Annotated in this window: 23 protein-coding genes and 2 tRNA genes; 5 read left to right on the top strand and 20 right to left on the bottom strand. The window is 55.5% G+C overall.

Annotated features, from left to right (window positions below; genetic code table 11):
* Positions 1-2 precede the first annotated feature (2 nt).
* From M5M_RS00400 to M5M_RS00315, 18 genes are all read right to left on the bottom strand, one after another.
* On the bottom strand, positions 3-365 hold the full coding sequence (locus tag M5M_RS00400; protein ID WP_015045489.1) for a response regulator: 363 nt from the start codon (positions 363-365) through the stop codon (positions 3-5).
* Between the two features lie 2 nt (positions 366-367).
* The gene (locus M5M_RS00395; protein WP_015045488.1) at positions 368-649 is read right to left on the bottom strand and encodes an STAS domain-containing protein; all 282 of its coding nucleotides are present in this window, start codon (positions 647-649) and stop codon (positions 368-370) included.
* A 91-nt stretch (positions 650-740) separates the two neighbouring features.
* Entirely contained in the window at positions 741-2,048 is a 1,308-nt protein-coding gene (locus M5M_RS00390) for a diguanylate cyclase (RefSeq protein WP_015045487.1), read from the bottom strand.
* 76 nt (positions 2,049-2,124) lie between these two features.
* Positions 2,125-2,769, bottom strand: a complete 645-nt coding sequence (locus M5M_RS00385; RefSeq protein WP_015045486.1) for a TetR/AcrR family transcriptional regulator — start codon at positions 2,767-2,769, stop codon at positions 2,125-2,127.
* An 87-nt stretch (positions 2,770-2,856) separates the two neighbouring features.
* The gene (locus M5M_RS00380; RefSeq protein WP_015045485.1) at positions 2,857-4,011 is read right to left on the bottom strand and encodes a patatin-like phospholipase family protein; all 1,155 of its coding nucleotides are present in this window, start codon (positions 4,009-4,011) and stop codon (positions 2,857-2,859) included.
* A gap of 129 nt (positions 4,012-4,140) precedes the next feature.
* The gene (locus M5M_RS00375) at positions 4,141-5,751 is read right to left on the bottom strand and encodes an AMP-binding protein (protein WP_015045484.1); all 1,611 of its coding nucleotides are present in this window, start codon (positions 5,749-5,751) and stop codon (positions 4,141-4,143) included.
* A gap of 92 nt (positions 5,752-5,843) precedes the next feature.
* Positions 5,844-6,176, bottom strand: a complete 333-nt coding sequence (locus tag M5M_RS00370) for an SCP2 sterol-binding domain-containing protein (protein ID WP_015045483.1) — start codon at positions 6,174-6,176, stop codon at positions 5,844-5,846.
* A 12-nt stretch (positions 6,177-6,188) separates the two neighbouring features.
* Positions 6,189-7,988 (bottom strand): acyl-CoA dehydrogenase C-terminal domain-containing protein, encoded by a 1,800-nt coding sequence (locus tag M5M_RS00365; RefSeq protein WP_015045482.1) that lies wholly within the window; start codon positions 7,986-7,988, stop codon positions 6,189-6,191.
* Between the two features lie 174 nt (positions 7,989-8,162).
* The gene (locus M5M_RS00360) at positions 8,163-9,215 is read right to left on the bottom strand and encodes an AraC family transcriptional regulator (RefSeq protein ID WP_015045481.1); all 1,053 of its coding nucleotides are present in this window, start codon (positions 9,213-9,215) and stop codon (positions 8,163-8,165) included.
* A 6-nt stretch (positions 9,216-9,221) separates the two neighbouring features.
* Positions 9,222-9,461, bottom strand: a complete 240-nt coding sequence (locus tag M5M_RS00355) for a hypothetical protein (protein ID WP_015045480.1) — start codon at positions 9,459-9,461, stop codon at positions 9,222-9,224.
* A 74-nt stretch (positions 9,462-9,535) separates the two neighbouring features.
* Positions 9,536-10,387 carry an HAD family hydrolase gene (locus tag M5M_RS00350; RefSeq protein ID WP_015045479.1) on the bottom strand — a complete coding sequence of 284 codons (852 nt, stop codon included), beginning with the start codon at positions 10,385-10,387 and terminating at the stop codon, positions 9,536-9,538.
* A 3-nt stretch (positions 10,388-10,390) separates the two neighbouring features.
* On the bottom strand, positions 10,391-10,819 hold the full coding sequence (locus M5M_RS00345; protein ID WP_015045478.1) for a hypothetical protein: 429 nt from the start codon (positions 10,817-10,819) through the stop codon (positions 10,391-10,393).
* An 83-nt stretch (positions 10,820-10,902) separates the two neighbouring features.
* The gene (locus M5M_RS00340) at positions 10,903-11,520 is read right to left on the bottom strand and encodes a transglycosylase SLT domain-containing protein (protein WP_015045477.1); all 618 of its coding nucleotides are present in this window, start codon (positions 11,518-11,520) and stop codon (positions 10,903-10,905) included.
* Positions 11,517-13,541: an NAD-dependent DNA ligase LigA gene (gene ligA, locus M5M_RS00335; RefSeq protein ID WP_015045476.1), complete on the bottom strand. Its 2,025-nt coding sequence runs from the start codon at positions 13,539-13,541 to the stop codon at positions 11,517-11,519. Before ligA ends, M5M_RS00340 begins: the two co-directional genes overlap by 4 nt.
* 78 nt (positions 13,542-13,619) lie before the next feature.
* Positions 13,620-14,600 carry a cell division protein ZipA gene (zipA, locus tag M5M_RS19215; protein ID WP_015045475.1) on the bottom strand — a complete coding sequence of 327 codons (981 nt, stop codon included), beginning with the start codon at positions 14,598-14,600 and terminating at the stop codon, positions 13,620-13,622.
* A 72-nt stretch (positions 14,601-14,672) separates the two neighbouring features.
* Positions 14,673-18,182, bottom strand: a complete 3,510-nt coding sequence (gene smc, locus M5M_RS00325; protein WP_015045474.1) for a chromosome segregation protein SMC — start codon at positions 18,180-18,182, stop codon at positions 14,673-14,675.
* A gap of 170 nt (positions 18,183-18,352) precedes the next feature.
* Entirely contained in the window at positions 18,353-19,579 is a 1,227-nt protein-coding gene (gene ccmI / locus M5M_RS00320; RefSeq protein ID WP_015045473.1) for a c-type cytochrome biogenesis protein CcmI, read from the bottom strand.
* A complete protein-coding gene (locus M5M_RS00315) occupies positions 19,579-20,058 on the bottom strand; it encodes a cytochrome c-type biogenesis protein (protein ID WP_015045472.1) in 480 nt (159 codons plus the stop codon). Before M5M_RS00315 ends, ccmI begins: the two co-directional genes overlap by 1 nt.
* A gap of 144 nt (positions 20,059-20,202) precedes the next feature.
* Between M5M_RS00315 and M5M_RS00310 the strand changes: the two genes are divergently transcribed.
* The 3 genes from M5M_RS00310 (at position 20,203) to M5M_RS00300 (ending at position 22,587) form a co-directional block, all read left to right on the top strand.
* Positions 20,203-20,278: transfer RNA gene (locus M5M_RS00310), tRNA-Val, on the top strand.
* A 47-nt stretch (positions 20,279-20,325) separates the two neighbouring features.
* Positions 20,326-20,399 (top strand) — tRNA-Asp (locus M5M_RS00305).
* 838 nt (positions 20,400-21,237) lie between these two features.
* Entirely contained in the window at positions 21,238-22,587 is a 1,350-nt protein-coding gene (locus tag M5M_RS00300) for a hypothetical protein (RefSeq protein ID WP_015045471.1), read from the top strand.
* Here the strand turns inward: M5M_RS00300 and sodX are convergent.
* Both sodX and M5M_RS00290 read right to left on the bottom strand, forming a co-directional pair.
* The gene (sodX, locus tag M5M_RS00295) at positions 22,584-22,943 is read right to left on the bottom strand and encodes a nickel-type superoxide dismutase maturation protease (RefSeq protein ID WP_276324567.1); all 360 of its coding nucleotides are present in this window, start codon (positions 22,941-22,943) and stop codon (positions 22,584-22,586) included. The two genes, M5M_RS00300 and sodX, sit on opposite strands and share 4 nt — an antisense overlap.
* Positions 22,944-23,142: 199 nt before the next feature.
* Complete coding sequence (locus tag M5M_RS00290; protein ID WP_162141180.1) at positions 23,143-24,114, bottom strand: esterase/lipase family protein; 972 nt, start codon at positions 24,112-24,114, stop codon at positions 23,143-23,145.
* Positions 24,115-24,532: 418 nt separating this feature from the next.
* Between M5M_RS00290 and M5M_RS00285 the strand changes: the two genes are divergently transcribed.
* Both M5M_RS00285 and M5M_RS00280 read left to right on the top strand, forming a co-directional pair.
* Positions 24,533-25,624 carry a hypothetical protein gene (locus tag M5M_RS00285; RefSeq protein WP_144062357.1) on the top strand — a complete coding sequence of 364 codons (1,092 nt, stop codon included), beginning with the start codon at positions 24,533-24,535 and terminating at the stop codon, positions 25,622-25,624.
* 79 nt (positions 25,625-25,703) lie between these two features.
* Positions 25,704-26,051 carry a gamma-glutamylcyclotransferase family protein gene (locus tag M5M_RS00280; protein ID WP_015045467.1) on the top strand — a complete coding sequence of 116 codons (348 nt, stop codon included), beginning with the start codon at positions 25,704-25,706 and terminating at the stop codon, positions 26,049-26,051.
* The last annotated feature ends 100 nt before the right edge of the window (positions 26,052-26,151 follow it).

The raw sequence follows: 26,151 nt of genomic DNA, 5'->3' as shown, positions 1-26,151 counted from the left end.
CCTTAATCCAGTACACGCGCCACGGTGGCCAATAATTTTTCGGGATTGAAAGGCTTTACCAGCCATCCCGTTGCACCAGCCGCTCGCCCTTCCTGCTTTTTTTCCACCGAAGACTCAGTGGTTAACACCAGAATGGGCGTATATTTGAACTGCGTTAATTTTCTCAATTCTCGCACCAGCGTAATTCCATCCATGCGGGGCATATTGACATCGGTAATTACCGCATCAAATTGCGCGGCTTGCGCCCGGGCCAGTGCTTCAACGCCATCCTCGGCCTCCACCACCCGATGCCCATCTGCTGCCAAGGTGGCGGCTACCATACCGCGCATGGACACAGAATCATCTACCACCAGAACACATGCCATACTCAATGCCCTTCAAATTCGTGAGCAAGCCCCAGTTGCGAGGCGACATCCAAAAAAGGCTGGGCGGGCGCAGTCCAGGTCACGTTTCCACTGCGGAACTGAACCTCCTTTTTAAACGCCAGCAGCAATTGAATACCGGCCGTATCAATTCGGTTTATCGATGACAAATCCACTGTAAAGCTGCTTGCCCGCGCCAATGCATCTTCGAAAAGTTTATATTTTTCCTGCACCTGACTCACATCCAGGTTTGCGCCCAACGCAATCGTGAACCGTGAATCTGTCATTTTACTTTCCATTCTCGCTTAACCCCGGCGTTCCCACGCAACCCGATTGTCAGAGCGTCCCTGCATAACGCAAATCGCCGGCAATTCATTACTACAGCCCCACCGTCAAGCCGTGCCCTATTTCGGCGACCCTAACGCAGTTCCGGCCCTGTTCTTTCGCGCGATACACTGCAGCATCAGCGCGCCCAAACAGCGTAGCAAAGTCACCCGAGTCCGGCGTTAGTGCAGCCACACCAAAACTGGCGGTTACCTCCAGATCGGCTGGCCTCAGCTCCATGAGCCGATTACGCAATGCATCAGCCTTGCGCTCGGCGTCATTCAGCCCACAGTGGCTCATGAGAATGACAAACTCTTCGCCACCGTAGCGGGCAATCACATCATCCTTCCGGCCAAATTGTTGCAGCATATTGCCAACTTGCACGAGGACCTGATCGCCCACTGCATGGCCGTGCACGTCATTCACTTGCTTGAAATGATCAACATCAAGAATAACCAAGGACAGATCCGTGCTTTTGCGTTTTGACTCTGCTATGCGCTTCTCGACCACCTCCATCAGAAAATGCCGGTTGTACAAACCGGTCAGCTGATCGCGCATTGCCAAACGTTCAAGTTGCTGCTGTTGCATTTTCAATTGGCTGACCAATCGCTGAGTTTTGATCTGGTTGTTCACCCGGGCTAGAAGCTCCTCGGCCAACACAGGTTTGGCCGTGTAATCGGAAACGCCGGCCTTGAACAATTGCAAGCGCCTGGCTTCATCGCCGTAGCCGCTGATTGCAATGATCGGAATATCGCGTTTATTAACATCCTGATGGGAGCGGATCTGACGCACGAGTGTGAGCCCACTGTTTTCACCTGCCAGTACAACATCGGTCAGCACCAGATCGAAATCCGACTGATTGAAGGCCGCCATCGCCTCCTCAGCCGTGGTAAAAAACGTTACATCATGCTCCGCATTTTCAAGAAGCATTTTGGTTGCGACCCCGACACTCCGGGTGTCCTCAACGTACAGAATGCGGCCATGGGCGCGATTGCGCCCCATGATCTGACGGGCGAACTCGTCCACAGAGCGCTCGAACTGGGCAAAATTTTTCTTGTGAAACAGGTCGGTAACGCCGCCCTCAAGACATTCCTTCTGGAGCTCCGGGTCAATTTTGCTGCTGAGCACCAACACCGGTACATGCCTCAGATTGGCAATCTGATGCAAAGACTGGCACAAACGCGCAACGGCCATATCGGGCAAGGCCGCTGAAGCCACCACAAGTTGTGCAGGATGCTGTTCTGCCAGCAACAGCGCGGTGGATGCACTGTCCGCTTCCAGGGTGCTGAATCCATGAACCGCCAAGGTAGATGACAACAGCTTTCGGTAGGTAGCAGAGGGCTCCACAATCAACGCTTGCATCTGAATACACTCTTCACAAATGAAAACAGGCCCACAGGCCTGTATTAGAGTGTAGTTCGCTTTTCCAACGTTGCTGTCAGGCGGGACTTGAACCCATGATCCACTGCAGCAGACGGTGCATCTGCGCGTATATGGAGGCCCGCTCAGGCTTGGCTCCCGCCGCCAGCCCTTCGTATTCCAGGCGCTGGAGGGTGCCCAGAAAGAGCTCTGCGTCCACTTCGGGCGAATCGGAACCCAGACGCTGGCACAGACTGATGAAATCGGTCTTGAATCGCGACCGCAAAGCGCCGGCGGCCAAACGCAGGGACGGATCTAAGTGCATGTCGTAAAACAGGGTCATCTCCAGCACCAATCCGCTCGGCCTTTGGGTCACCTGCTCCATGATGTAATCTGCCGCCCAGTTGGCCAAACGTTCCCTCAGCGCGGCAGCACTTGGGCCAGACTCGGCCGGATGCTCTGCTATGTAGGTGAACACCTCAGACCAGGTTTCCTGCGTTTCGCGCTCAATGCGCTCACGATACAGGTCGAATGCTTCGGAAATCAGCGATTTCAGGTCTTTGAAGTAATAGGTGGTCAAGGACAGATTTACATCGGCTTCAGCAGCCACTGCGCGGTGGGTCACCGCTTTGTGGCCGTGTTCTACAATCAATCGCAATGCCGCCTCCAGAATCAGGCGGCGGGTCTGCTCACCTTTGGCACGGCGTGACTTGGCTTCAGTCATCAGGTTTCTTCCCTCAAAAGAAATAGTTATTGTGCGCCGCTCTTTTTAATGGCGGCTTACCCCTGTGCCGGGGTTATTTTGTGCTGATCAGGGGTTGGCGAAAAACTGCCTGACCCTGTCGGCTTCCCACATAGTGTCCTGATATCCCAGATCAATCAACTCCGAACAGAACTGTGGGGCAAATAGCAGATAGCTGGCCGCCGTTGCACCACCGCCCTTGGCAGTGGCACCGGTGGAACTGAAAAACCATCGCAGGGTTTTGGGCAGGTAACGCACCTTTCGCCCCGCGATTTTATCCAGTTCCTGAGACGGTGAAATAATCAGGCTTTCCACCTGCCGCAGCGGCAAGCCGGCCTCCGCCCGCTTGTCTTCCGGCACCATGGCCAGCAGGCGGTTTACCCGGTCCAGGTGCTCCATATCGGATTCCATGCTATCCACGAATGCGGCATTGAACATATGGCCGAGAATCTGCGCCATGGACGGCGAGTGCTTCACCGGGCGTCGCTTACCCCAATGTTCCGGGTTCCGGTTACCACTCACCCCCACCACAAACACCCGGTCAGCACCCAGGTGCAGCGCCGGGCTGATCGGGGCCAATTGCCGCACCGCGCCGTCGCCAAAGTATTCCCGGTTGATCCTGACGGTGGGGAAAATGGTGGGAATGGCCGATGACGCCAACAGGTGACGGGCATCGAGCTGAGTGGGCGTGCCTATGCGGTGATAACGGCGCCAGCCGCGCAGGTCGGGCCGGCCCTGAAAAAAGCTTACCGACTCACCGGATGAATATCCCATCGCCGTCACACACACCGCGTCCAGATCACCCGCAGCAATGGCGGGGCCAATGTGTTTGAAGGTGATACGGTCGTGAATGAGCTGATGCAGTGGGCTGTTGTCCAAGAGGGCTAACGGCTGGTTTTTACCGGCGCCCTCGTTAAACAAAGACATACCCAGCTTAAGTACACCTTTCATCAGGTCTGACAAAGAGTTTTTATACACCTGATCAACGGTGATATTGCGCCAGATATCCACCAACGCATCGACTGATTCTCGGAAGTGGCCCGGATGGCTGGCAATGGCCAACGCGTTGATGGCGCCAGCCGACGTGCCACAAATAATGGGAAAGGGATTGCGTTGGCTTGCAGGCAGAATCTCGGCGATTGCCTGCAAGACGCCCACTTGGTAGGCCGCACGCGCGCCTCCACCAGACAGCACCAGGGCATTTTTCAGCTTTATTGCGCTCATCCGCCTCCCTATCGGTTCACACGCCAATCAAACAGTTGATCTGGCTGAACTTTAGCACGAGTGTGAAATATTAAGGAGCCTCAAATAAAAACGCCGGCAAATGCCGGCGTTTGGAGTCCTGTGCAGGGATCAGGCAGCGGGCTTCAGCTCGCGCCGCAGAATCTTGCCCACGTTGGATTTGGGCAATTCAGTGCGGAACTCCACGGTGCGGGGCACCTTGTAACCGGTGAGGTTTTCACGGCAGAAGCTGATCACGTCTTTTTCAGTCAGCGATGGGTCAGACGAGACCACGAACAGCTTTACCTGTTCGCCGCTTTTCTCGTCCGGCAAACCAATGGCCGCAGCCTCGACTACCGCAGGATGCTGACACACCACATCTTCGATTTCGTTCGGGTAGACATTGAAGCCACTGACGATAATCATGTCCTTTTTACGGTCTACGATTTTTACGTATCCATCGGGCTGAATCACTGCCATATCGCCCGTTTTCAGCCAGCCATCGTCGTCGAGGATTTTGGCGGTCTCTTCCGGACGCTGCCAGTACCCCTTCATCACCTGCGGACCGCGCACACACAACTCGCCGGGCGAACCTTCCGGCAACGCGTTGCCCTCTTCGTCCACCACTTTGACCTCGGTCTCGGGTACCGGCAGCCCAACCGTGCCCGGTTGGATGGCGTTAGCGGGGTTAAAGGTCACAACCGGTGAGGTCTCGGTCATACCATAACCTTCGGCGACGGCGCAGCCGGTTACATCCTGCCAACGCTTGGCCGCTTCGCTGGTCAGCGCCATACCACCGGAGGAGGTGGTTTTCAGGGTCGAGAAATCCAGCTTGACGAAATTTTCATCCCGGCAGAGTGCATTGAACAAAGTATTCAGCCCCACAAAACCGGTAATAGGCTGCCCCTTCAAGGCCTTCACAAACCCCGGAATATCGCGCGGATTGGGGATCAGCAAGGAATGGCAACCGGACGACAATAAACACATGCAATGCAGGGTAAAAGCGTAAATATGATAGAGCGGCAGCGGCGCCACGTAGTACTCTTTGCCGATATTGATCGAATCGCCGAGCGCATCGCGCACCTGCTGCATATTGGCCGCCAGGTTCGCATGGGTCAGCATCGCTCCCTTGGCCACGCCGGTAGTGCCGCCAGTGTATTGCAATACCGCCACATCGGCGGGTACGTGTGCCGACGGTTCATAACGATTGATGTCTGCAGCGCCAAAGGTATCGCGCAAATTCACCCGATGGGCGAAATTCAGTACCGGGACTTCGCGCTTCACATAGCGCAATACGCTGTTAATCAGGAAACGCTTGAGCGGCGGATGCATGTCCCCCACTTCAGTCACAATCACCTGCTTGACGCCGGTTTTGGCCACCACCTTATCGGCAGTTGCGGCAATGTTGGCGAGCACCACCAAGGCTTTGGCACCGGAATCGTTGAGTTGATGTTCCAGCTCACGGGCGGTGTACAGCGGATTGGTATTGACCACAGTCAGGCCCGCGCGCAACGCACCGAATACCACGACCGGGTACTGCAGTAGATTGGGCAGCTGCACAGCAATACGGTCGCCCGGCTTAAGCTCTGTCTTTTGTTGAAGATAGCAAGCGAATTGCAGGCTCAGATGGTCCAGCTCTGCATAGGTCATGGTGTGGCCCAGGCAGGTAAATGCCGGGTTGGCGGCGAAGGTTTCACAAGCCTTGTTTAACACTTCTACCACGGTGGTATTGGTATCTATCACATCTCCTCCTCATACCCCGGCCGATACACCAGGGTGGGCTGTTATTGTTATAGCTGGCCAGCATTCCTGCAAGCCACAGTTGGGTTGCAGGATCAGTGCTGTGCGTCGGTTGAAAACAGTTCGATGAGCCGCGAAGCCAGCGAAAGACTGCCCTGCACCTTGATATGGCCAAACATAAAGGCCTGCATGCTGCTCAGCTCACCGGCCAGCAGCTGCTCCAGCGTGTGCCATTCAAGGGTAATAATCAGATCAGCGGGATCGACGGCGTCGCCTGCACTCAGATCAAGCGCGCCGCCAGCAACCCGCATGAAGAAATTGCTGCCATCAGGCACCACATACTGGAACAGCGAATCGAGACCGGCTGCCTTTTCAGGCAAAAAACCGGCTTCGAAGCGCTGCTGCAGTTGTGTAAACGTCAGGGACACAAAATACCGCTATCAGAATGCGAAAGCGTCTGCGTCCAGTTCCATCAGGTTATTGGCACCTGATTTGATGGTATCGACCATGGTACGGGTACGCGGTAACAGGCGCTGGAAGTAGAAGCGCGCCGTTTTCACTTTGGCATCGTAGAACGCCTTGTCACCCTCACCAGCAGCCAACTTGGCCTGGGAATTGGCGGCCGCCAACGCCCAGAAGTAGGCCAGAACGGCGTAACCGGAATACATCAGGTAATCCACCGACGCGGCACCCACTTCTTCCGGATTGTTCATTGCCGCCATGCCCACGTGCATGGTCAGGTCGCCCCACTCCTTGTTGATGGCGGCCAACGGCTGAATGAACTCGGCCATGGCTTCGTTGCCTTCATTGGCCTGGCAGAACTTGTGCACGATCTTGGTGAAGCGCTTGAGCGACTCGCCATTGGTCATCAATACCTTGCGGCCCAGCAGATCCAGCGCCTGGATACCGGTGGTGCCTTCGTACAGCATGGAAATACGGCAGTCGCGTACGTTCTGCTCCATGCCCCACTCGGAAATAAAGCCGTGGCCACCAAAGCACTGCAGGCCCAGGTTGGCCGCCTCAAAACCGGTTTCGGTCAGGAAGGCTTTGGCGATCGGAGTCAGGAAGCCCAGCAGCTCATCGGCCGCTTTTTTGGCTTCTTCATCATCGGAGCGATCAATGATGTCCACCTGCTGTGCGGTGAAGTAAATCATCATCCGGCCACCTTCGGCGAAGGCCTTCTGGGTCAACAGCATACGGCGGACGTCGGGATGCACGATGATCGGGTCGGCCGGGCCATCGGGGTTCTTGGGGCCGGACAGCGCGCGCATCTGCAAGCGGTCACGCGCATATTCCAGTGACTTCTGGAAGCCCACTTCCGCGTGTGCCAGGCCCTGCAGCGCAGTACCCAGACGGGCGGTATTCATGAAGGTGAACATGCAGTTCAGGCCTTTGTTGGCCGGGCCAATGAGGTAGCCGCGGGCGCCATCAAAGTTCATCACACAGGTAGAGTTACCGTGGATACCCATTTTGTGTTCGATAGAACCGCACTTCACGCCATTGCGGTCAGCCAGGGTGCCATCGGCGTTGAGGTTGAACTTGGGCACGATAAACAGGGAGATACCCTTGGTACCCGCCGGTGCATCGGGCAGACGAGCCAGAACGATGTGCACGATGTTCTCGGCCATGTCGTGTTCACCGGCAGAGATGAAGATCTTGGTGCCGGTAATGCTGTAGGAGCCGTCGGCATTGGGCTCGGCTTTGGTGCGCAGCATGCCCAGGTCGGTACCGCAGTGAGGCTCGGTCAGACACATGGTGCCAGTCCAGGTCCCTTCGACCAGCTTGGTCAGGTAATGCTCTTTTTGCTCGGGCGTGCCGTGCGCTTCGATGGTGTTCATGGCGCCATGGGACAGGCCGGGGTACATACCCCAGGACCAGTTGGCAGATCCGACCATTTCACTCAGGATGGTACCCAGAGACTGGGGCAGGCCCTGACCGCCGTGTTCCAGGTGATGACACATGGAAGGCCAGCCGGCTTCCACATACTGCTGATAAGCTTCTTTGAAGCCTGTGGGTGTGGTCACGACTCCGTCATCCCACTTACAGCCTTCGCGGTCGCCCACAGCATTCAGGGGTGCCAATACGTTGTCGCAGAACTTGGCACCCTCTTCAATTACCGCGCTAACCACATCGGCGCTGGCTTCTTCGCCACCCGGCAATGACTGGTAGTGTTGGTCATAGCCCAACAGCTCCCACATTACATACTGGATGTCACGCAACGGGGTTTTGTAATCACTCATGTCATTAACCTCTGGTTTTCGATCTGGTTATAGAATTCGGTATTGTTCAAGAATCCGGTATTGCGCCTTCGCTCTCAATAGCGAAACCAACCACAATAAGTGACATTTTTGCGCGATCCGGTCACATCTCACGGGCATGAGCTAAGTGTAGGTGGAATTGGCGCAAATGCCGGTTCAGGACGCCTTTTCGAGCCCTTTGCGGTAGTCACCGGGGGTAATACCGGTCCACTTTTTAAACGCACGGAAGAACGCACTGGTTTCATCAAAACCCAGGCGCTCGGCAATACAGTTGTTGGTGAGCTCGGGGCAGCTCAGGTAGTGGAAAGCGGCTTCCATACGGCATTCGTCTTTCAGCCGCTGATAGGAGGTATCTTCCGCCTGCAATTTCCGTCGCAGGCTGGTCACCGACAGATTGAGGCGCGATGCCACGGCTTCGGCACTCGGCTGGCTGCCACTGACATCCTTCGACAGAATGGCGCGCACCTTGGCTTTCAGGCTCTGTTGGCTGGCATCGCTGATCACCAGGTGATAAGGCGCCGAGCGCACAAAATCCATCAGGGTATCCTGGTTTTGCACCACTGGCGCATCGAGCAGGCTGGCGTCGAACTCAAAGCCGGTGAACGGCTGGTCAAAATGCAGCTGGGTGGGGTAACACTCCGCCATCTCGCGGAATTCTTCCGGGCAGGGGAATGCGAAATACAGCCCTGTCAGCGGGATTTCGCGGCCAATCAACCAGGAATTAAAACGCTGCCAGACCGCGAGGCTGGTGCGGACCTGAATGGGCTTGGCCTCGCGCACCATGCGGTCGAACTCAGCATCGGAAATCTCGGCAATGCCACACATTTCGATGCGGGCCACCCCGGGGGCAGGCTCCGACAGGCGCGAACGCACCAGAAAACCCCGGCAAATCTCGCTGAATTCGCCGGCACGTACGATGGCCTGACGCAAATTGGTGGTCTGGATCACGGTCAGACACAACAAGCGGAACGAGCCCAAACGCACCTTGCCACCACTGAACATGCCGAAGCACTCGTCCTGCATCACCTGCATGACGCGCTGGTATAACCGGCCATAGCGCAAGGCCGAAAACGGCTTGTTGGGCTCCAGGTCAGACTCGGCAATGCCCAGCTCGGCCATCAAGGCCTGACGGTCGCCACCACTCTCCTCCACCGTCTGGAGCAGCGTGCGCGCATAATTGCTGGGAACACTGACGTCTTGTTGGGTCATAGCCGGCTATTCAAACAAACGTTTGCGTATTTTACGCCATAATCCGGCCAATAGATGTATGGTCACCACCGTCAACGCGGCCGCAAACATGATGACAATCAGCGCCAGCAGACTCGCCAGGGCGAAGCGCATGGCCTCCGACAGCGGCAGATCCCAGGCCAGGATAGCCGCTAAAATAAAGGCCAGACAGGCCGCCAGGCTCAGGCCCAACGAACCCTTTTTCTTAAACAATCGACCGATAATCATTCATATCCCAAATAGTAAATAGCCGTGTGAGCTATAGGCCGGTTAGCTTGCCAAGCAGCGTCTCAGCCACCCGATTAACGATTGCCCAGTAAACGGTCCAATCCATAGGCTACGCCATCTTCCCATGACGGGCGAGTCACCCAGCGGGCGCACGCCTTTACCTGCGCCGACGCATTGCCCATGGCAACACCGTGACCGGCGGCCTGCAAAAACGCCTGGTCGGAGCCCCCGTCGCCAAATGCCGCAACCTGCCCTGGTACCAGGCCCAGATGATTCACTAAGCGATGGAACAGGTCGGTTTTATCCACAAATCTGGACACCACACTGGCAAATTGCCATTGCGGCCGACTCGGCAGGTGGGCATAGGCAAAGTGAAACGCGGGAAAATCTGCCTCCAGCGCCGCCAGCCCTTCGGGCTCGCGCTCGAGATTAACCCCCAATAGCAGTTTTTTCGCCGGCTGCCGCGGCCATTGCCCGAACGGCAACAATCGCGGTTGAACGCGCAGGTGGCGGGCATGCTCGGCGGTGATATCAGACGCCGAACAGGTGACATAGTGATCGTCGAAATAACCTTCCAGATAGATCGATTGCGCCCGCGCCTGCCGGGCCAGAGCATGCCACTCGTCGGGCGCCAGGGTGTGGTCGGCAAAGGTACTGCCCTGCCAGACGCAGTGTCCTCCGGTGTAAAACACCGACGGGCCGGTCAGTTGCAGTTCGGCCTGCAGGGCGTCGGCAGCAAAGGGCGGACGGCCACTGGCAAACGCGGTCATCACGCCGCGCTGGTGCAGCGTGGCAATAGCCTTTCGGGTCGCAGGCTGCAGCTGCCCTTCGCGATCCAGCAAGGTGCCGTCGATATCAAAAAACACCAGGCGTATATCATCCGCCAGCGGGGTGCCGGCGGGCAGTGAGTCCAGCGCAATGGCCATAGGTCAGATTTGCAACCCGCCCTCGTGGCTCCACTCGCACCGCACAGAGATGCCCCCGCTGCCGGGGGCGTGATAGCTGCCGTTAGCCTCCCAGGTAAAGGTGTGGGTACCAGACAGTTCGGTTTCCAGGTGAACAGTGGCACTGACCCAGTACATGCGGGACAGCAGGTCTTCAAATTTCGCCAGCCATTGCTCCCACTCGTATTCCACCGCTTTGTAGGAGGCGCCGAAGTGCATTACATCGGTGTGGTAGAGGTTGTGCACGTCGGTCACGGGCAGGGAAAACATATCGCGGCACAAAAATGGCCAATCGTCCGCTTCAGGCAATGACATCATGGCACGGGCATTGACCTTGCGCCGTTGCTGGTCCCCAAGCGAACCGCTCACATCCTTGATGCACCCGTAGACGATGGATTCCTGATCGTTATGCATGACCTGTTTCCTGAAACTATTGCCCGAACTCTACCGCATATCCGGCACTGCCAACAACGACCGGGTTGCGCTTTTGCCAGTCGTCACCAGAACCAGCCACCCGACTCCAGATCTTCCCGGCAGCGGTTCAGCTGCGCCTGATAGGTCGCAGCCCGGGAGGACACTTTTTTGGCCACGTTTTTCAACCATTGTTTGTCACGGTAAGTGCGCCGGTTAAACCCGCCATGCCCCTCGTGATAGGCCAGGTACAGGTGGTAGGTATCGTTGGACTTTATCTTTGAGAGCCGCCCGCTCTGGTAGTTGTACCAGCCGATAAAATCGATGGCATCGGCAAAGTCATCGCGCGACGACCAGCTGTTGCCGCTGTTGTGCTGGTACCATTCCCAGGTTTCATCTTTGGCTTGCGAGTAGCCGTAGGCGCTGCTTTTGCGCGGACCGGGGATTACCCACAGGATTTTGGTACGGGGCGGTTTGGCCTTGGCCACAAAACGGCTTTCCTGATGCATCATGGCCATCATGGTCGGGATGGGCGATTTCCAGCGTTTTTCCGCTTTTTTGGCATCCTCATACCAATCGTCTTTTTCCTCAAAAATATCGCACAGATTGTCGGGGTTACTGGGCGGCGACGTGGCGCAACCCGAGGCCAGTATGACCGCCAACACCAATGCCGTGTGTTTTATCAGCGCCTGCCAACCAATCACGCCCCCGCCTCCCACTGAGTCAATTGATCCAGAAATGCCTGCTCATCCAGCACCGGAATACCCAACCCCTGCGCTTTGGTGAGCTTGGAGCCGGCCCCGGGCCCCGCCACCAGGCAGTGAGTTTTGGCCGACACACTGCCCGCCACCTTGGCGCCAAGCGCCAGCAATTTGTCCTTGGCCTGATCGCGCGTCATCTGCTCCAGCGTGCCAGTCAGCACCCAGGTCTGTCCGGCCAAGGGCAATGCGTCGCGTGCCGCGGGCTCGGTTTCAGCCCATTCAAACCCCACGGCAATGAGTTGCTGGATTTGCTCGCGGTGTTTTTCCGATTCAAAAAATTGCCGGATGCTCGCAGCCGATACCGGGCCAATATCCGGCACCGCCAACAGCGCGTCTTCGGAAGCGGTCATAATGGCCTCGAGCCCACCAAAATGCTGCGCCAGTGTGCGCGCGGTGGTCTCCCCCACTTCACGGATACCCAGCCCGAACAAAAATTTGGCCAGTGTGGTTTTTTTGCTGGCTTCCAGCGCGGCCAGAAGATTCTGCGCCGACTTCTCCCCCATGCGCTCCAGCCCCACCAGCTGTGCTTCGGTCAGAGAAAACAGATCGGCGACAGAGCTGATCAGCCCCTCATCCACCAGCTGCTCCACCAGCTTATCGCCCAACCCATCCACATCCATGGCTTTGCGCGAGGCAAAATGTTTAATGCCTTCTTTGACCTGGGCCGCACACAAAAGCCCGCCCGTACAACGCACGGCTGCCTCACCCTCAACCTGTGCCACCGGGGATTGGCACACAGGGCAGTTTTCCGGGAACTGCACCGGACGGGCATCCGCAGGCCGTTTGCTGGTAATCACCGATACCACCTGCGGAATCACGTCACCGGCGCGGCGCACAATCACCGTATCGCCCACCATCACACCCAGCCGCTCTATTTCATCGCGGTTGTGCAGGGTGGCATTGGACACGGTCACGCCGCCCACGAATACGGGCTGTAGACGCGCTACCGGCGTAATGCTGCCAGTACGACCCACCTGGAATTCAACTTCCAGCAATTGCGTCATTTCTTCCTGGGCGGGGAATTTATGCGCAATTGCCCAGCGTGGTGCGCGCGCCACAAATCCCAGCTGATTTTGCAATTGCCGGCTATTGACCTTGAAAACTATCCCGTCGATGTCATAGGGCAACGCCGCGCGTTTTTCGCCCAGGCGCGCAAAGTAAGCCAGGCAAGCATCGATACCGCTCACCGCAGCCATTTCGCGATTGATCAGAAACCCCCAACGCTGGAGTTGTTGCAATACATCCGTGTGTCGATCGGGAATATTCCCGCCTTCCACCACACCAATGTTGTAACAACAGAACTCCAGTGGCCGCGATGCGGTAATGCGCGCATCGAGCTGACGTAAACTGCCCGCCGCCGCATTGCGCGGGTTCACAAAGACTTTTTCACCGGCCGCACGGGCTTTTTCGTTGAGCGCCTCAAAGCCGGCTTTGGGCATGTAGATTTCGCCGCGCACTTCCAGCAGTGCAGGGAAATCACCGCCCATGAGCTTGAGCGGTACCGAGCCGATGGTGCGCACATTGGCAGTAATGTCCTCCCCTACCGAGCCATCGCCGCGCGTCGCGGCCTGGACCAGCAAACCGTTTTCGTACATCAGGCTGACGGCAATGCCGTCTAGCTTGGGCTCACAGGCAAACTCGATGGGTTCGGCGGACTTCAGCAAGCTTTGCAATCGCTTGTTGAAATCGCGCATATCCTCTTCGTTGAAGGCGTTGTCCAGGCTCAGCATCGGCAACTTGTGTTGCACTTGCGAAAACGCGGCCATCGGTTGCGCCCCGACCCGCTGGCTGGGGGAGTCAGCCGTGATCCAGTCCGGGTGTTCCGCTTCTATCGCCTGCAATTGTTGCATCAACCGATCGTATTCACTGTCCGGCAATTGCGGATCATCCAATACGTAATAACGGTAGCTGTGGTAATTCAGCGCTTGCTTGAGCTCTTCGTAGGTTTGTTTTTGGTCTGACATGAAGTTCCAGCGTTGTCGGTTATTTTATTTTCAGCGCCTGTAAAAAAGCCCGGTATTACCGGGCTTTATCGTCGCGCCTCAAGCCCGCGCCAGTTCCAGCTGGCGCTTGCGCTCGTATTCCGTCACCCGCGCCCGGTTGTGTTCCACCGTTTGTTGCGTGAGGGTCGATTGTTGTTCATCTTTCAGGTCGCCTTCCAGCGCTTCGGCAATCGCACGCGCAGTGGTCACCATGGCATCAAAGGCCGCAATCGCAGAGCCTTCCATGGGCAGCGTCATAAACATGCTGAGGCCGGGGGTTTCCAGCTCGTCAAATTTCTGCAAATCGAATACGCCGGGCTGCACCATATTCACCAGGCTGAACTGAATCGGGCCTTCGCCGTCTTCATCCTGATGATAATGAAAAATCTTGCGAGAGCCGAACCGCAGTCCAGCGCCAAGAATCGCATCTTTCACGGCGGGGCCGGCGAAAACTTCACCTTTGGGCGCCACCACACTGATCACATACACCTCTTCCGGTGCCGCATCGGCCAACTTTGGCTCCCGCCCGTGGGTATCGGCGTGGACCGCATCGGTTTTGCCGGAAAACAGCACCCGGTCGTAGGCATCCTCATCAATACCGTCATCGGCCGCAGGCTCCGGCGACTCGACCGGCACAGCCACGGCCGGATCGGCAGCTGCTGTGTCTTCGACGTCCGGGACCACTGGCGCGCCAATCGTAGGTTCAGTGCGACCATCAGCCTCGTCGTCCACATTCATCAATAGCGGCACATGCTGATCGAGATCCAGCTCTTCCTGGTGCTTGGGCTCGTGCTTGGGATCGACCGGGCGCGGCTTCTTGGGTGCAACTTTGGGCGGCGGCACATCCCGTTTGGAGACTACGCGCGCGCCGCCGTTGGGGAGCTCGCTGCCGTAGGCCGCCAGGTCTTCTTTATTGGTGCCCTTGTGCATGGACAAGGACATACGCATTTCATTGCGTTTGGCCGCGCGCATGCGGCGCAAGCCGTCGAGCAACACGCCAATGATCAGGCAGGCAATAATGACCGTTAGCCATTCACGCATGACGAAGTCCCTTCACCGCGTTGATTGGATATGGATTCATAACCAGTTATACCCGTTAAATTACCGCAATTATCAGGAGGCCGCCAGTTCGGCCGCCTCTTCCACATCAACCGTTACCAGACGCGACACGCCCGGCTCGTGCATGGTAACCCCCATCAACTGGTGCGCCATTTCCATGGCAATTTTGTTGTGGGTAATATAGATGAATTGCACGTGCGCGGACATTTCTTCCACCATGCGTGCGTAGCGCCCGACGTTGGCATCATCGAGCGGCGCATCCACCTCATCCAGCATACAGAAAGGTGCCGGATTCAGGCGGAAAATCGAGAACACCAGCGCAATGGCGGTCAGTGCTTTTTCCCCGCCCGAGAGCAGGTGAATGGTGCTGTTGCGCTTGCCTGGCGGGCGCGCCATGATCGCGATGCCGGTGTCGAGCAAATCCTCGCCCGTGAGTTCCAGATAGGCATGCCCACCACCAAAGACTTTGGGGAACAGCTCCTGCAAGCCGCTGTTCACCAGATCAAAGGTTTCCTTGAAGCGGGTGCGGGTTTCGCGATCAATCCGCCGGATGGCGTCTTCCAGCGTTTGCAGCGCTTCCACCAGATCGTCGTTCTGGGCATCCAGGTAGTGCTTGCGCTCAGACTCGGTTTTGTATTCGTCAATGGCCGCCAGGTTAATGGGGCCCAAGCGGGTTATGCGATTGCCGATCGTTTCCAGTTCGGACACCATCGGCGCCTCTTCGGCGTCTTCCGGCAAGGATTCAAGCAGCTGCTCGAGATCGAACTCTTCCTCTTTCAACTGGTTTTCCAGGCCTTGCTTCTGCACATCCAACGTCTGCGCCGCCAGTCGTTCCTGTTCCAGATTGGAGCGCACTTTCTGTACATCCTGTTCGGCGCGGTTGCGCTGCTGTTCTGCCGCGCGCAAATCCTGCTCGACGGTTTCTACCGCCTTGCGCGCTTCGCCCAGCTCCCGCTCCACTGACACCCGTTTTTCCAACAGGGCTTCCAGTTCGAGCTTGTATTCTTCAATCGGGTCGTGATTGTCGGCCAGTGCCGCTTCCAGCTGTTCGCGTCGCTCCGCCAGGCGCTGACTCTGTTCTTTCAGGCGGCTCATGCCGGACTGGATGGCTTGTAACTGGGTGCGCAGGGATTGCACCCGCATGGCCAGTTCGTGTGAGCGGTCTTTATCGTGGCGGGCTTTCTGGCGGGCCTGATCCAGCTTGGCACGGATGCCGTCGCGCTGGGTCATCAGCTCTTCGCGCCGGCCGGTATCGCGCTCCATCGCATCGATGGCCTCCTCCAGAATCATGCGCGCATCGGCCAGATTTTCCGCTTCCAGCTCCATCTGCTCGCGCGCTTCACCCACTTCTTCGGTGATGCGTTTTTTGCGATCCAGGATCTGTTCGACCCGCACCTGCTTGGCAGTGAGCTGGGATTTGATTTCGCCGTAGCGTTTATTGTGCTCGTCGAGGTTGCGACGCAGCTGCTCGCGGCTTTGTTCCAGTTCTTTCAGTCGCTCGCGCCCCAATGCCAGTTGTTCGGACTGGGTGCTCACTGTGTCGGTCAGCGTGGCAATTTCTGCGCCGATGTCTTCCAGTTCCTGTTTGCGCGCGAGCACGCCCGCCGTGGCATCGGTGTCGCGCACCACGCGCAACCAATTGGCACCGATCCAGATGGCGTCTTTGGTAATGACCGATTCGTGCGCAGCCAACTGCGGGCGCAACGCCAGCGCCTCGGCCAGGGTTTCAACCGCGTACACGGAGCCGATCAGGGCGTCGATGCCGTGCTCTGCATCCACAAAACTGCTGAGCAAGGTGGCTTTGGTGCCATTAACGGCAGACACACTGGCATGGGTATCCACCAGCACCAACTGGCCTTGCGTGAGGCTTTCCAGCACCCCGGCCACCTGATCCAGACCGTCGGCGCAAACCGCCTGCAGGTGGTTGCCCAGTACTGTCTCGATGGCCTTATCCCAACCATCGCGCACGCTCAGCCCCTCAGCCAGGCGTGGTTTGTCGGCCAGTTGATTGGATTCCAACCAACGGGTCACCGCCTTATTCTGCTCGCCGAGCGCGGCTTGCTGTAGCGCTTCCAACGACGCGTGGCGACCGCGCAGGGTTTGCAGGCGGGATTTGTGTTCGTCCAGCTGGTTGGCGAGGTCGTTGTTGCTCTCGCGCAGGTTGTTAATGTCTTCCACCACCTGTTCGGAACGGTCGCGGGCGGATTCGCCTTCCAGTTCCATTTCGGTGAGTTGCTCATTGAGCGATTCGATTTCGTCTTCTACGTCGCCCGCAGTCAACTGGGATTTTTCTTCATCCAGTTTGCGGATGCGCTCAAGCAACCGGGTTTGCACCTGTTCCAGGTGCTGAATGCGCGACTGCTGCACCTCGGCTTTCTGGCGCGGTGCCTGCGCATGCTGGTTGAATTCGTCCCACTCCTGTTGCCAGGCCTGCATTTGCTCTTCGGCTTCGAGCAGCATTTCGCCACTGCTTTCACCGGCGGATTGGATCAGCTCCAGTTCCGGTTCAATTTCCAGCAACTCCGCCTGCCAGCCTTCGGCTTTTTCTGCGTCCAGGCGCATGTGCTCTTCCGCTTCTTTGCAGTCGCGGCGGGTCTGGTCCAGGTCGACAGTGAGCTGGCGCACGCGGTCCTGAGCGTGGGTAATGCTTTGCTCAATGCGGGCAATGTCTGAGCCCACGGAGTAATAGCGGCCCTGCACCTCGTTGAACTTATCGCCCAGCTCGGTGTACTGGGCACGGTATTTTTCAATCAGCGTGTCTTTGTTGACCTGGGCGGCGACGAAGGACTCCACCTCCACTTCCAGCTCGCGGATAGCGCTGCGCTTGACGCTTACCTGTTCGGCCAGAACGCGATAGCGCAAGGCTTGCAGCTGGGCTTTTAATTCGCGCTCTTCTTTTTTGTATTCGGCGTATTTCTCTGCCGCCTGGGCCTGACGTTCCAGACGCGACAATTGCCGGTCGAGCTCATCGCGGATATCCGTTAAACGCTCCAGGTTTTCCATGGTGCGCCGGATACGGTTTTCGGTATCGCGCCGGCGCTCTTTGTATTTGGAAATGCCGGCGGCTTCCTCGATAAAGATCCGCAGGTCTTCCGGGCGCGCTTCAATCAGGCGCGAAATCATGCCCTGCTCGATAATGGCGTAAGAACGCGGGCCCAGACCGGTGCCAAGGAAAATATCGGTAATGTCGCGGCGGCGGCATTTATTGCCGTTCAGGTAGTAAAAATTCTGGCCTTCACGGGTCACTTTACGGCGGATGGAAATCTCGGCATAGGCGGCGTACTCGCCCACCAGCTTGCCTTCGGAGTTATCAAACACCAGCTCGATAGACGCCTGGCCCACGGGCTTGCGACCACCGGAACCGTTGAAAATAACGTCGGTCATGTTTTCACCGCGCAGGTTCTTGGCGCTGGACTCACCCATCACCCACCGCACGGCGTCAATAATATTGGATTTGCCACAACCGTTCGGTCCCACCACCGCACTCAGGTTGGAGGGAAATTGCACTGTGGTTGGGTCAACAAATGATTTGAACCCGGCCAGCTTGATACATTTAAGCCGCATGTAACCGTTTCACTCTACTATAAGTTACTGTTTTTTCTAATATTTATGGGCCAAACATGGCCAAGCGGATGGGGTGATGGCTAGCGCTCCCTGCCGGCTTGAACGGATGCCCAAAGATCGGCCGATTCTACACGGTCAACCACGCCATTTCACCCTACCAACGCCCATATTCAGGGAATCTGGCGATCCACGGTGAGGGTGACGGTGGCATCGCCTTCGGCCAGCGAAACCGGTCCGGAAGACGCTTCCCAGTCACCCGGCTGGGGCGCCGGGCTACCGGATGCCGACACCCGCGCCAGCACTTCCAGCTCGCCGGCACTGGCGAGGGAGACCCCGGCCATCATGGTCATGCTGTCATCCAGCGTGAGGGTCGCAGGCAGGTCGTTGATATTCAGCCGCTGGATTGCCAGTGGCATGCGGGCACCCTGCCAGGCACGGGCGTAGACAAATACCGTCTGGCCCGCGCGCGGCACGCTGTCGGCCAGGGCGACGGACACGCGGATTACCGGCTTCCCGGACGTATCGGGCCTGTCCGGTGCAACCGCCACACCCGCATCCGCTGTCTCACCCAGCATGGATTTAGCGCGGGCAATCCCGCCCTCAAGCGCTTGCCGGGCGGGTGAGCCGGGCATGCTCTGGCCGGCCGCCTGGGTCCATAAATCAATGGCCGATTGGTATTGTTGCTGCTCAAACGCGTCGATACCGGCTAACCCGAGGGCGGTGCCGTTGTTGGGATCCAACTTCAGGGCCCGCTGGGTGATCTTGCGCACTTCGGGAGTGATTTCGTTTTTGGACGCCAGGAACAGCGCCTGGGCCATCTCCGCGACCACATTGGCCGCTTCCGGCTCGCGATTGACCACTTCCAGATAGGCCATGGTGGCGTCGGCAAATTGCCCGACTTCCATGTACATGCGCGCGAGCATAAACCAGTTCTGGGTGTTATCCGGCTGCTTGTCGACGCTGTCGCGCAGCATGGCGATAACCTGGCCGGCATCTTCAGGGCCGTTGACGTTCTGCATCATCTCCCGCAGCACCACTTCCTGGCTGGCGCCTTTTTCCCAGTACCAGGCACCGGCCGCCAAAGGCAGTAGCACCGCAGCGATCAGGAGGATCCACTGTGCATTGTTCTGGTTGGTTACGGGCTGCTGGCTATCCTCACCCTGGGCATCCTCCAGCAGGCTGTCGTCGAGCTCTGCGAGCATTGCCGCATGGGCGTCAGCATCAAGATCTCCGGCCGCCAGCTGAGCATCGAGCTCGGCCTTGCGGTCTTTGTAAATGGCAACGTTAACGGCCTCGCGCTTGAGGTCAGCGCCTTTACCGCCAAACATGAGCGGCCAAAGGATGGCGAGCCCGGCCATGAGCGCCAACAGCAGCGCTCCAATCCAGAAGTAGGTCATTATTTATCCTGTTCGTTCGCGTTCAGCAGTGCCTTGAGGCGGGCTTGTTTTTCGACATCATCAACGGTGGCCCGGGTGTTTTTCCGGCGCGACATGAGAATCGCGACCACAAGCCCCACCAACAGCATGCCAATGGGGGCGAGCCACAATATATAGGTGGATGACTGCATGCGCGGTTCGTAGAGAATGAATTCACCGTAGCGCGCCACCATGAACTCGACGATTTCGTCATCGCTTTTACCTTCCTGCAGCAGACGATGGATTTCGCGGCGTAAATCAGCGGCAATGGGTGAATCAGAACCGGACAGGTTCTGGTTCTGGCACTTGGGGCAGCGCATTTCTTCGATGAACTCGAGGTAGCGCAGGCGCTGCTCTTCACTGTCGAATTGGTACACATCAATCACGGCCAGCGCATGGCCGGTCAGCAGAAGCGTCAGCCCCAGAAGGCTTGCACGGATGAGGTTTAGCAGGGTCGGCACAGCCAGGCTCCACACCAAAGTTGAGACGGCCGGCAGTATACCAACCCGCCCACCAAACGCCCAAGGTATTGATAGTCATAAAAAAGTTCACCCGAGTGTTGACCGGGCCGGATTTATGCGTAGAATACGCGGCTCTTGAACAACGGGTGGTTAGCTCAGTTGGTAGAGCGGCGCCCTTACAAGGCGTAGGTCACAGGTTCGACCCCTGTACCACCCACCATATAAGGCAGTGTTTAACCTAAGTTACTCACGCCAACCCGGTTTAGCGGACCGGTAGTTCAGTTGGTTAGAATGCCGGCCTGTCACGCCGGAGGTCGCGGGTTCGAGTCCCGTCCGGTCCGACTCACAAAATCGCCGGGAGCGATTTTGGGCAACGGCCAGCCGGCCGTTGGGCCGCAGGCCCGAGCACATGGGTGAGGCAAGCGTTTACAAAGCGATGCTTTGTGCGCAGCCGAACGCTATCAATCTATGATTGATAGCCGGCCCCGAAGGGTGCGAGTCATTCCCGTCCGAACCCACCCAACCCTCTAGCGCACCCCTCAAACCAGGCACTTATCTATGTAGTTGGAACGGCGGAGCGGCCATCCGCTTCCCAGCCGCGAATGCACCGACACACACCTCATTTTCCCCCACCAAATAACCGCGAGATCGCGGAACCCCACCCTAACCTCACAAGCCCAACCCCACCCCACGCTTTGCCGCTCAACGATACGTCCTGTACCGATTCGCTCCCAGGCCATCCATGGCCTTTGCAAAGCGTGGACTGGTGTTGGGCAATCACGTTTGGTGCTACCCTTCCGCGACAAAGCCGGAGGGCTTACCAGCGAAGACGCTTAACGCGCCATAATGCTTATCTGACCCCGATTATTAGACCTTGCGCGCGCATTCAGCAAACCAGGTGAGGTTGATGTTAAATGGCTGTTTAATAAAATAAATGGCGGTGATATTGAAATAATTAAGTCAGAACTATTTAATAAAATAGCGAACAGCCCAGATAGTTTGTATCCAATTTTAAAACAGTCAGGCAATGATGATCTGCTAAAAAACTTCGAAGATTCAAAGATCAACGGAACATTAACGATATTTCTAACTGATAATGTTAAACCTGTTATTGATAATATTTTTGAGCAAGGCGCAACACTGGGTGATGTCGTTCAGTACTGAACGGAGGGGTTTAAGATGAATTTATTCGCGGTTTCAGGAAGTCATACATACCCGCAAGTTGTAGGTAGTTGTTTTTATTTAAAGAGTTTTTATTACTACTACAGGGTGGATGGTGGCCAAGAATTGCACCTCACAGAGTTTACAAAGGAAGATATTAGAATATTTAAGCACGATACTGATGACGTAGCAATTTACTACAAAGAGGCTAATTTGCTAGCTACGTTTGTGGGTGACAGGAAATCAGTAGTGCCAAAGCAGGAAGCGGACATATTTATCGATTCTCGTGAAACAAAATCATTTGGCGATTGTTCAGTTAGCGTTGAGTCGCGATTCCCAGATCCTAATGTATATCTTTTTAAGACGGCAAATGAGTTGACTCCTTGCACTTTTGCAACTAGTTGGTTTTTGCTGGCGGTTATCGATTGCTTTTACTTTTTCTACGATTATTCAGTTCATGAAGTTGTTAAGCTGAACAAAGATTTTAATGAGGTGGCTAGAAAGAGCTTTAAATCTACCTGGACGAAGTTTTCACAACTAGATAATCTGCTATTTATATATACTCGTAGTGGAACTCATGGTGATGTCGCGGTTTTTGATTTGGAAAGATTTGATAGCATTGCAGCACTACCGTCCGAGGCAAAGAGCGTAAGTATAGTTGTTCAACCAGAAAGGGTGGATGATTCGGTATTGTTTAGCTGTGGGGACAAAAGCTACTGCTGGGATGGAAATGCGTTACGCGAAACATTTACTGATAAACCTGTTGCGGCCTATGTTGGTAAGTCGAATTTCTATTATATTGCTTTTAAAAATGATCCAAATATCTATGCCTACGATTCTAATTTAGATCGTACAGTTGGCAAAAAAATTTCTGCTTCCGTGGGTTTTATGCCTGCGAGGATCGCGGCTGTTAATGATTTGAATTGTGCTATTTTTAGGCCTGTCGGCTCGAGAGAGATTGGTGGGTTAACGTATTTCGCCACTTGGAAGGATGACGAGCTTTTCAGTGAGCTGGACATCGACTGCCTGCTGGAACCTCTGATTTATTCAGAGGAGAAGATATATGTCGGAGAGTATTTTTTTGTAAAGATCGCGATGCAAGGTTGCGATGAGTATGGCACTTTAGCCCGTCAGATGATGGCTGCAGTTGATGATGCCATGTTTAAATATGCTTTTACCGGCGAGCAGAACATCTATAGCGATAAATTCCTGGGGAAAATTGAGGTTGATGTCGAGAAGTCAGAATTATTGAGCTCTCGCCAACAAAAGGAATTGAAAGATGCCTGCAAAGAAGTATTTCGATTTTATATGTATGCCACAAGTAAGGTTACCGGTAAGGCTTGCAGCCTGAAGATGAATTTCATCTAATTTTCAATGTCGGCTATTTTACCTATGTGGCAACTTCGGATGTAGGCACTGGCCTTTGCCAAAATTAACTGTTTGTTAATATTGCCTATCGAGCGGCTGTCCAGACTATTTTTGGCGTTGTCTCCAAGCACCATAACCGTATCGGTATCGATCTTGGCAATGCGTTTGATGAGGCGCATACCGTGGATAGTAGGGTGTTCAAATACAATGATGTCCCCGGGTATTAATGTGCTCACATCAACCCAGGTGTCAGCAAGCACTATGTCTTCTGCCTGCAAGGCCGGCTGCATAGACGTGGATGGGATGTAATAGAGCTCAAAGCCCAGTAATTTATGTTTAAGGAAATATCCTCCCACTAAGATAATGGGGTCGGAAGCCGTTCTCTGTCAACAGGGCGAACGCGCTCGAAGCGCCGACACCCCAGCCATATACTTCTCAACCCTTTTTTACTACAACCAGCCACCCATGACTCTTGCAAGGCATGGACTGGCGCTAAGCAAACACGTTCAGCACTACCCTTCCGCAACTTGGCAGTATCAACAAACGAAGCGGCAGTCAATTCATAACATATAGCTGATCAAGCAAGTCACGAAAAGCAGCTTGCCTTTCCGCAGGAGTATCACGCATATAACCGCCCTGCTGCAAAACGCGTATCAACTTGTCTGGCGCCGTAATGGAATCACCCACAATTTCTACATGGCCGGCTTTTACCGTGGCTTGCTTGACAATTTCTAGTTGGTCCAGCACAGGGTGCGACTGCTCTGCCAATGAAAATACATAATCATCTTCAATACAGCGTCCTTCAGCATCATGGCGACGGCAGGTTTCGGTTTCATCGGTATTGATCTTCAAGAAACGAACTACGTTTGTATTAAGCGGCGTAGGGTTTTGTATGAAGCGACTGTCGGGTGGAATCTCTGTCCATTTGCTGCCAGTTACCGCTTGGCAAACGGCAGTCGTTATACCGAAACTGGCCAGGTGCAGCCAACGCCAACCACAATGCTTTGAGGATTCAATGCCACCAAAAGGCCCTGAAATGGTAGCTAAAGAAATTTTGGTTTTTTTTGAGAGGGCTTGCGCATCATTGAATTCACTTACGCTTTGACGCGCGACAAGCCCACCCTGGCTGTGCCCTATCACGGTGATTTGATCAGTATCAATTTTCTCACTAAGTTTGGCGAGCGCTTGATTCAGCTGTGCGGCACTGTCACTGATTCGGTCACGGTCGTCGTAATTAAAACAGATCGTTTGCTGCCCGTGAAAAGCAAACACGTCGGCCAGGGCACGGAACCGGCCCGCGGATAAGAAGCAACCATGCACGATAAGCGTGACAGGCTCGCCTTTATTTATGTGTAGCCTGGCGTCATCGACGGAGGTGCAATGGCTCATACCTTCGATTTCAAATACCAGATCGGGCGCAGGCAAATACGGCTTATTTTCTAAAGCGCCCCCCGCTGGCAAAGGCGATCGGTTGACGCATGAGTTCAATGCGACACACAAAGACGCGCACATCAATATTCTGAGCATTCTTACCCCCATAGTCGGCGCCAATTGTAGCGTGAAGTGGTGCACAGGAGAGAGATTTAATTCCATTATTTCAATAGGATGAGCACTGACAAGTCGGTGTAAGGCGTTCTTTTGCCAGCTAAACGCCTTATTCAAACCCACATCGCTAAGTTTAACTTGTGGTCAGATAAAAATTAAAACACCTAAACCAACAAACCCCCTAACAATCTCCAAGGCGCCAGAACACACAAACAAACCACCCATTCACCAACAGCACCAGCCCACGGGAATGAAATACATCATCTAGAAAGCTGTGCAAACCCTCATCTAAGCAATCTTCGCAAACAACCAACCCGACAGCCAAATCGTCGATTTTTTTCTGATCTGCGAACAGACGCCACCCCACCCTCTTGAGTTAATCACAAGACCGGATTAGCTTATGAGCCAGCTGAACTGTGTATTAAGGATAATCACCATGCTGCGTACGGCCCATATTCTTACCACCTACCTACTGCTTTCGACTGGCATTTTAATCTCTGGTTGCTCCGCACAGGAGGAACCCGAAAACGAACAATACCTGCAAACGCAGGAGGAAAACTATTCCGAAGACGATGCCTGGAACCCGGCAGACGACGGCTACCGCCGGGCGCGCATGGCCGTCACCTTCCTGATTGAACAGGAGGGTGTACTGCATGAAGTTGACAACAGCCGGCCAGGCGATCCCGTCACCACCGACATCGACTGGCATTTCCGACTAAGCGCCAAACGCGAACTGGATGTGTGGGTGCTGGCCGATCTCCGGTTCCGTTTTCCTGAGTCCGCCGATATCGAAACCCAACTTGAGTGGCTGAGATCCGAGCCTTATTTTGAAGTTGAACCGGACGCCACCCAAGACGACAGTGCGTATGATGCTGACGATCAACCCATAATCAATGCGGAAGGTACCATCGAGTTTTCATCTGAATTCCGCTACGCGCGCCCGAACGCGGCCGATGCAGTACTCACAGAAAGGGTGGCAAACGCTACGGGCCGGCCAGTCCGGTTGGCGATCAAGCACATGGAACCCTCCATGCTGGGCGAGGGCTACGAGGTCACCCTGCAGATCACAGAAGACTACACCGGTGAGGCGATAAATACCCTCACCTATCGCGATGGCCGCGTAGATTCATTTACCGACGTGTTGGCGCCAGATGAAGACCGCACCATTAAATTTGTGCCGGCACTGAAACAGGGGCCGGTCATGCCCTACCCGATGGAAGGTGAACAGGCGCTTCCCGAGATAGCGGCGAAAAACCGTGAGATCATGAATGAAATGCTGGCGGGTTTGCGCCAGGCCAATTTCGCGGAGAAATTACTCGCAGGCATCATTGCCGGCTTGAAAACCACCGACAGTAAAGACGCATTGATACTGCATTATCGCAATGACGGTGGCGAAGGGATACCGATGTTTTATGCCGGCACCGAATTACTTGCCGCCCCGCTGTCTAAAAATCTCATTGATTTCAAAATTCAGTTTACGTTAGATCAATAATTGTCCACGGGTGCTGCTGATTCAATCAGCAGGCACCCAATAACTGTAAGGCTGCGCCCTTTTGCCCATACCTTGACCTATGCCCCACGCGACAAACACCCGGCTTTTCACCTACGGCACCTTGGCCCCCGGCAGAAAAAATCACCACCTGCTGCAGGCACTGGCTGGCCACTGGCAGACCGGAACCGTCAAAGGCCAGTTGATCGAAGCGGGTTGGGCTTCTGCTGATGGCTACCCCGCTATGCGTCCCGATTCCCAGGGCATTCCAATACACGGATTTCTGCTTCACTCCCTCGAATTACCCGACCTGTGGGCATCGCTGGATGCGTTCGAAGGGAATGACTATCAGCGTATTCCAATTGAGGTGGAATGTGAGAACGGCGATGTGGTGATGGCTTTTATCTACGCGCTGGCGCCTGATAAGTAAAACCTCACACCAAGGACTTACATTTTGTCGGGTGTCGCCGGTAACCCACACCTTTCCCCCCTTTCAATCGGTGTAACAACGCGTAGGATGGTTTTTCGGA

It is taken from the genome of Simiduia agarivorans SA1 = DSM 21679 (assembly GCF_000305785.2).
Lineage (GTDB): Bacteria > Pseudomonadota > Gammaproteobacteria > Pseudomonadales > Cellvibrionaceae > Simiduia > Simiduia agarivorans.
This window is presented reverse-complemented; position numbering and strand designations above follow the sequence as displayed.

Coding starts and splice junctions, on each gene's coding strand:
- M5M_RS00400 (WP_015045489.1), bottom strand. CDS start 365: ATGGCATGTGTTCTGGTGGTAGATGATTCTGTGTCCATGCGCGGTATG.
- M5M_RS00395 (WP_015045488.1), bottom strand. CDS start 649: ATGACAGATTCACGGTTCACGATTGCGTTGGGCGCAAACCTGGATGTG.
- M5M_RS00390 (WP_015045487.1), bottom strand. CDS start 2,048: ATGCAAGCGTTGATTGTGGAGCCCTCTGCTACCTACCGAAAGCTGTTG.
- M5M_RS00385 (WP_015045486.1), bottom strand. CDS start 2,769: ATGACTGAAGCCAAGTCACGCCGTGCCAAAGGTGAGCAGACCCGCCGC.
- M5M_RS00380 (WP_015045485.1), bottom strand. CDS start 4,011: ATGAGCGCAATAAAGCTGAAAAATGCCCTGGTGCTGTCTGGTGGAGGC.
- M5M_RS00365 (WP_015045482.1), bottom strand. CDS start 7,988: ATGAGTGATTACAAAACCCCGTTGCGTGACATCCAGTATGTAATGTGG.
- M5M_RS00360 (WP_015045481.1), bottom strand. CDS start 9,215: ATGACCCAACAAGACGTCAGTGTTCCCAGCAATTATGCGCGCACGCTG.
- M5M_RS00355 (WP_015045480.1), bottom strand. CDS start 9,461: ATGATTATCGGTCGATTGTTTAAGAAAAAGGGTTCGTTGGGCCTGAGC.
- M5M_RS00350 (WP_015045479.1), bottom strand. CDS start 10,387: ATGGCCATTGCGCTGGACTCACTGCCCGCCGGCACCCCGCTGGCGGAT.
- M5M_RS00345 (WP_015045478.1), bottom strand. CDS start 10,819: ATGCATAACGATCAGGAATCCATCGTCTACGGGTGCATCAAGGATGTG.
- ligA (WP_015045476.1), bottom strand. CDS start 13,541: ATGTCAGACCAAAAACAAACCTACGAAGAGCTCAAGCAAGCGCTGAAT.
- zipA (WP_015045475.1), bottom strand. CDS start 14,600: ATGCGTGAATGGCTAACGGTCATTATTGCCTGCCTGATCATTGGCGTG.
- smc (WP_015045474.1), bottom strand. CDS start 18,182: ATGCGGCTTAAATGTATCAAGCTGGCCGGGTTCAAATCATTTGTTGAC.
- ccmI (WP_015045473.1), bottom strand. CDS start 19,579: ATGACCTACTTCTGGATTGGAGCGCTGCTGTTGGCGCTCATGGCCGGG.
- M5M_RS00300 (WP_015045471.1), top strand. CDS start 21,238: ATGAATTTATTCGCGGTTTCAGGAAGTCATACATACCCGCAAGTTGTA.
- M5M_RS00290 (WP_162141180.1), bottom strand. CDS start 24,114: ATGCTCAGAATATTGATGTGCGCGTCTTTGTGTGTCGCATTGAACTCA.
- M5M_RS00285 (WP_144062357.1), top strand. CDS start 24,533: ATGAGCCAGCTGAACTGTGTATTAAGGATAATCACCATGCTGCGTACG.
- M5M_RS00280 (WP_015045467.1), top strand. CDS start 25,704: ATGCCCCACGCGACAAACACCCGGCTTTTCACCTACGGCACCTTGGCC.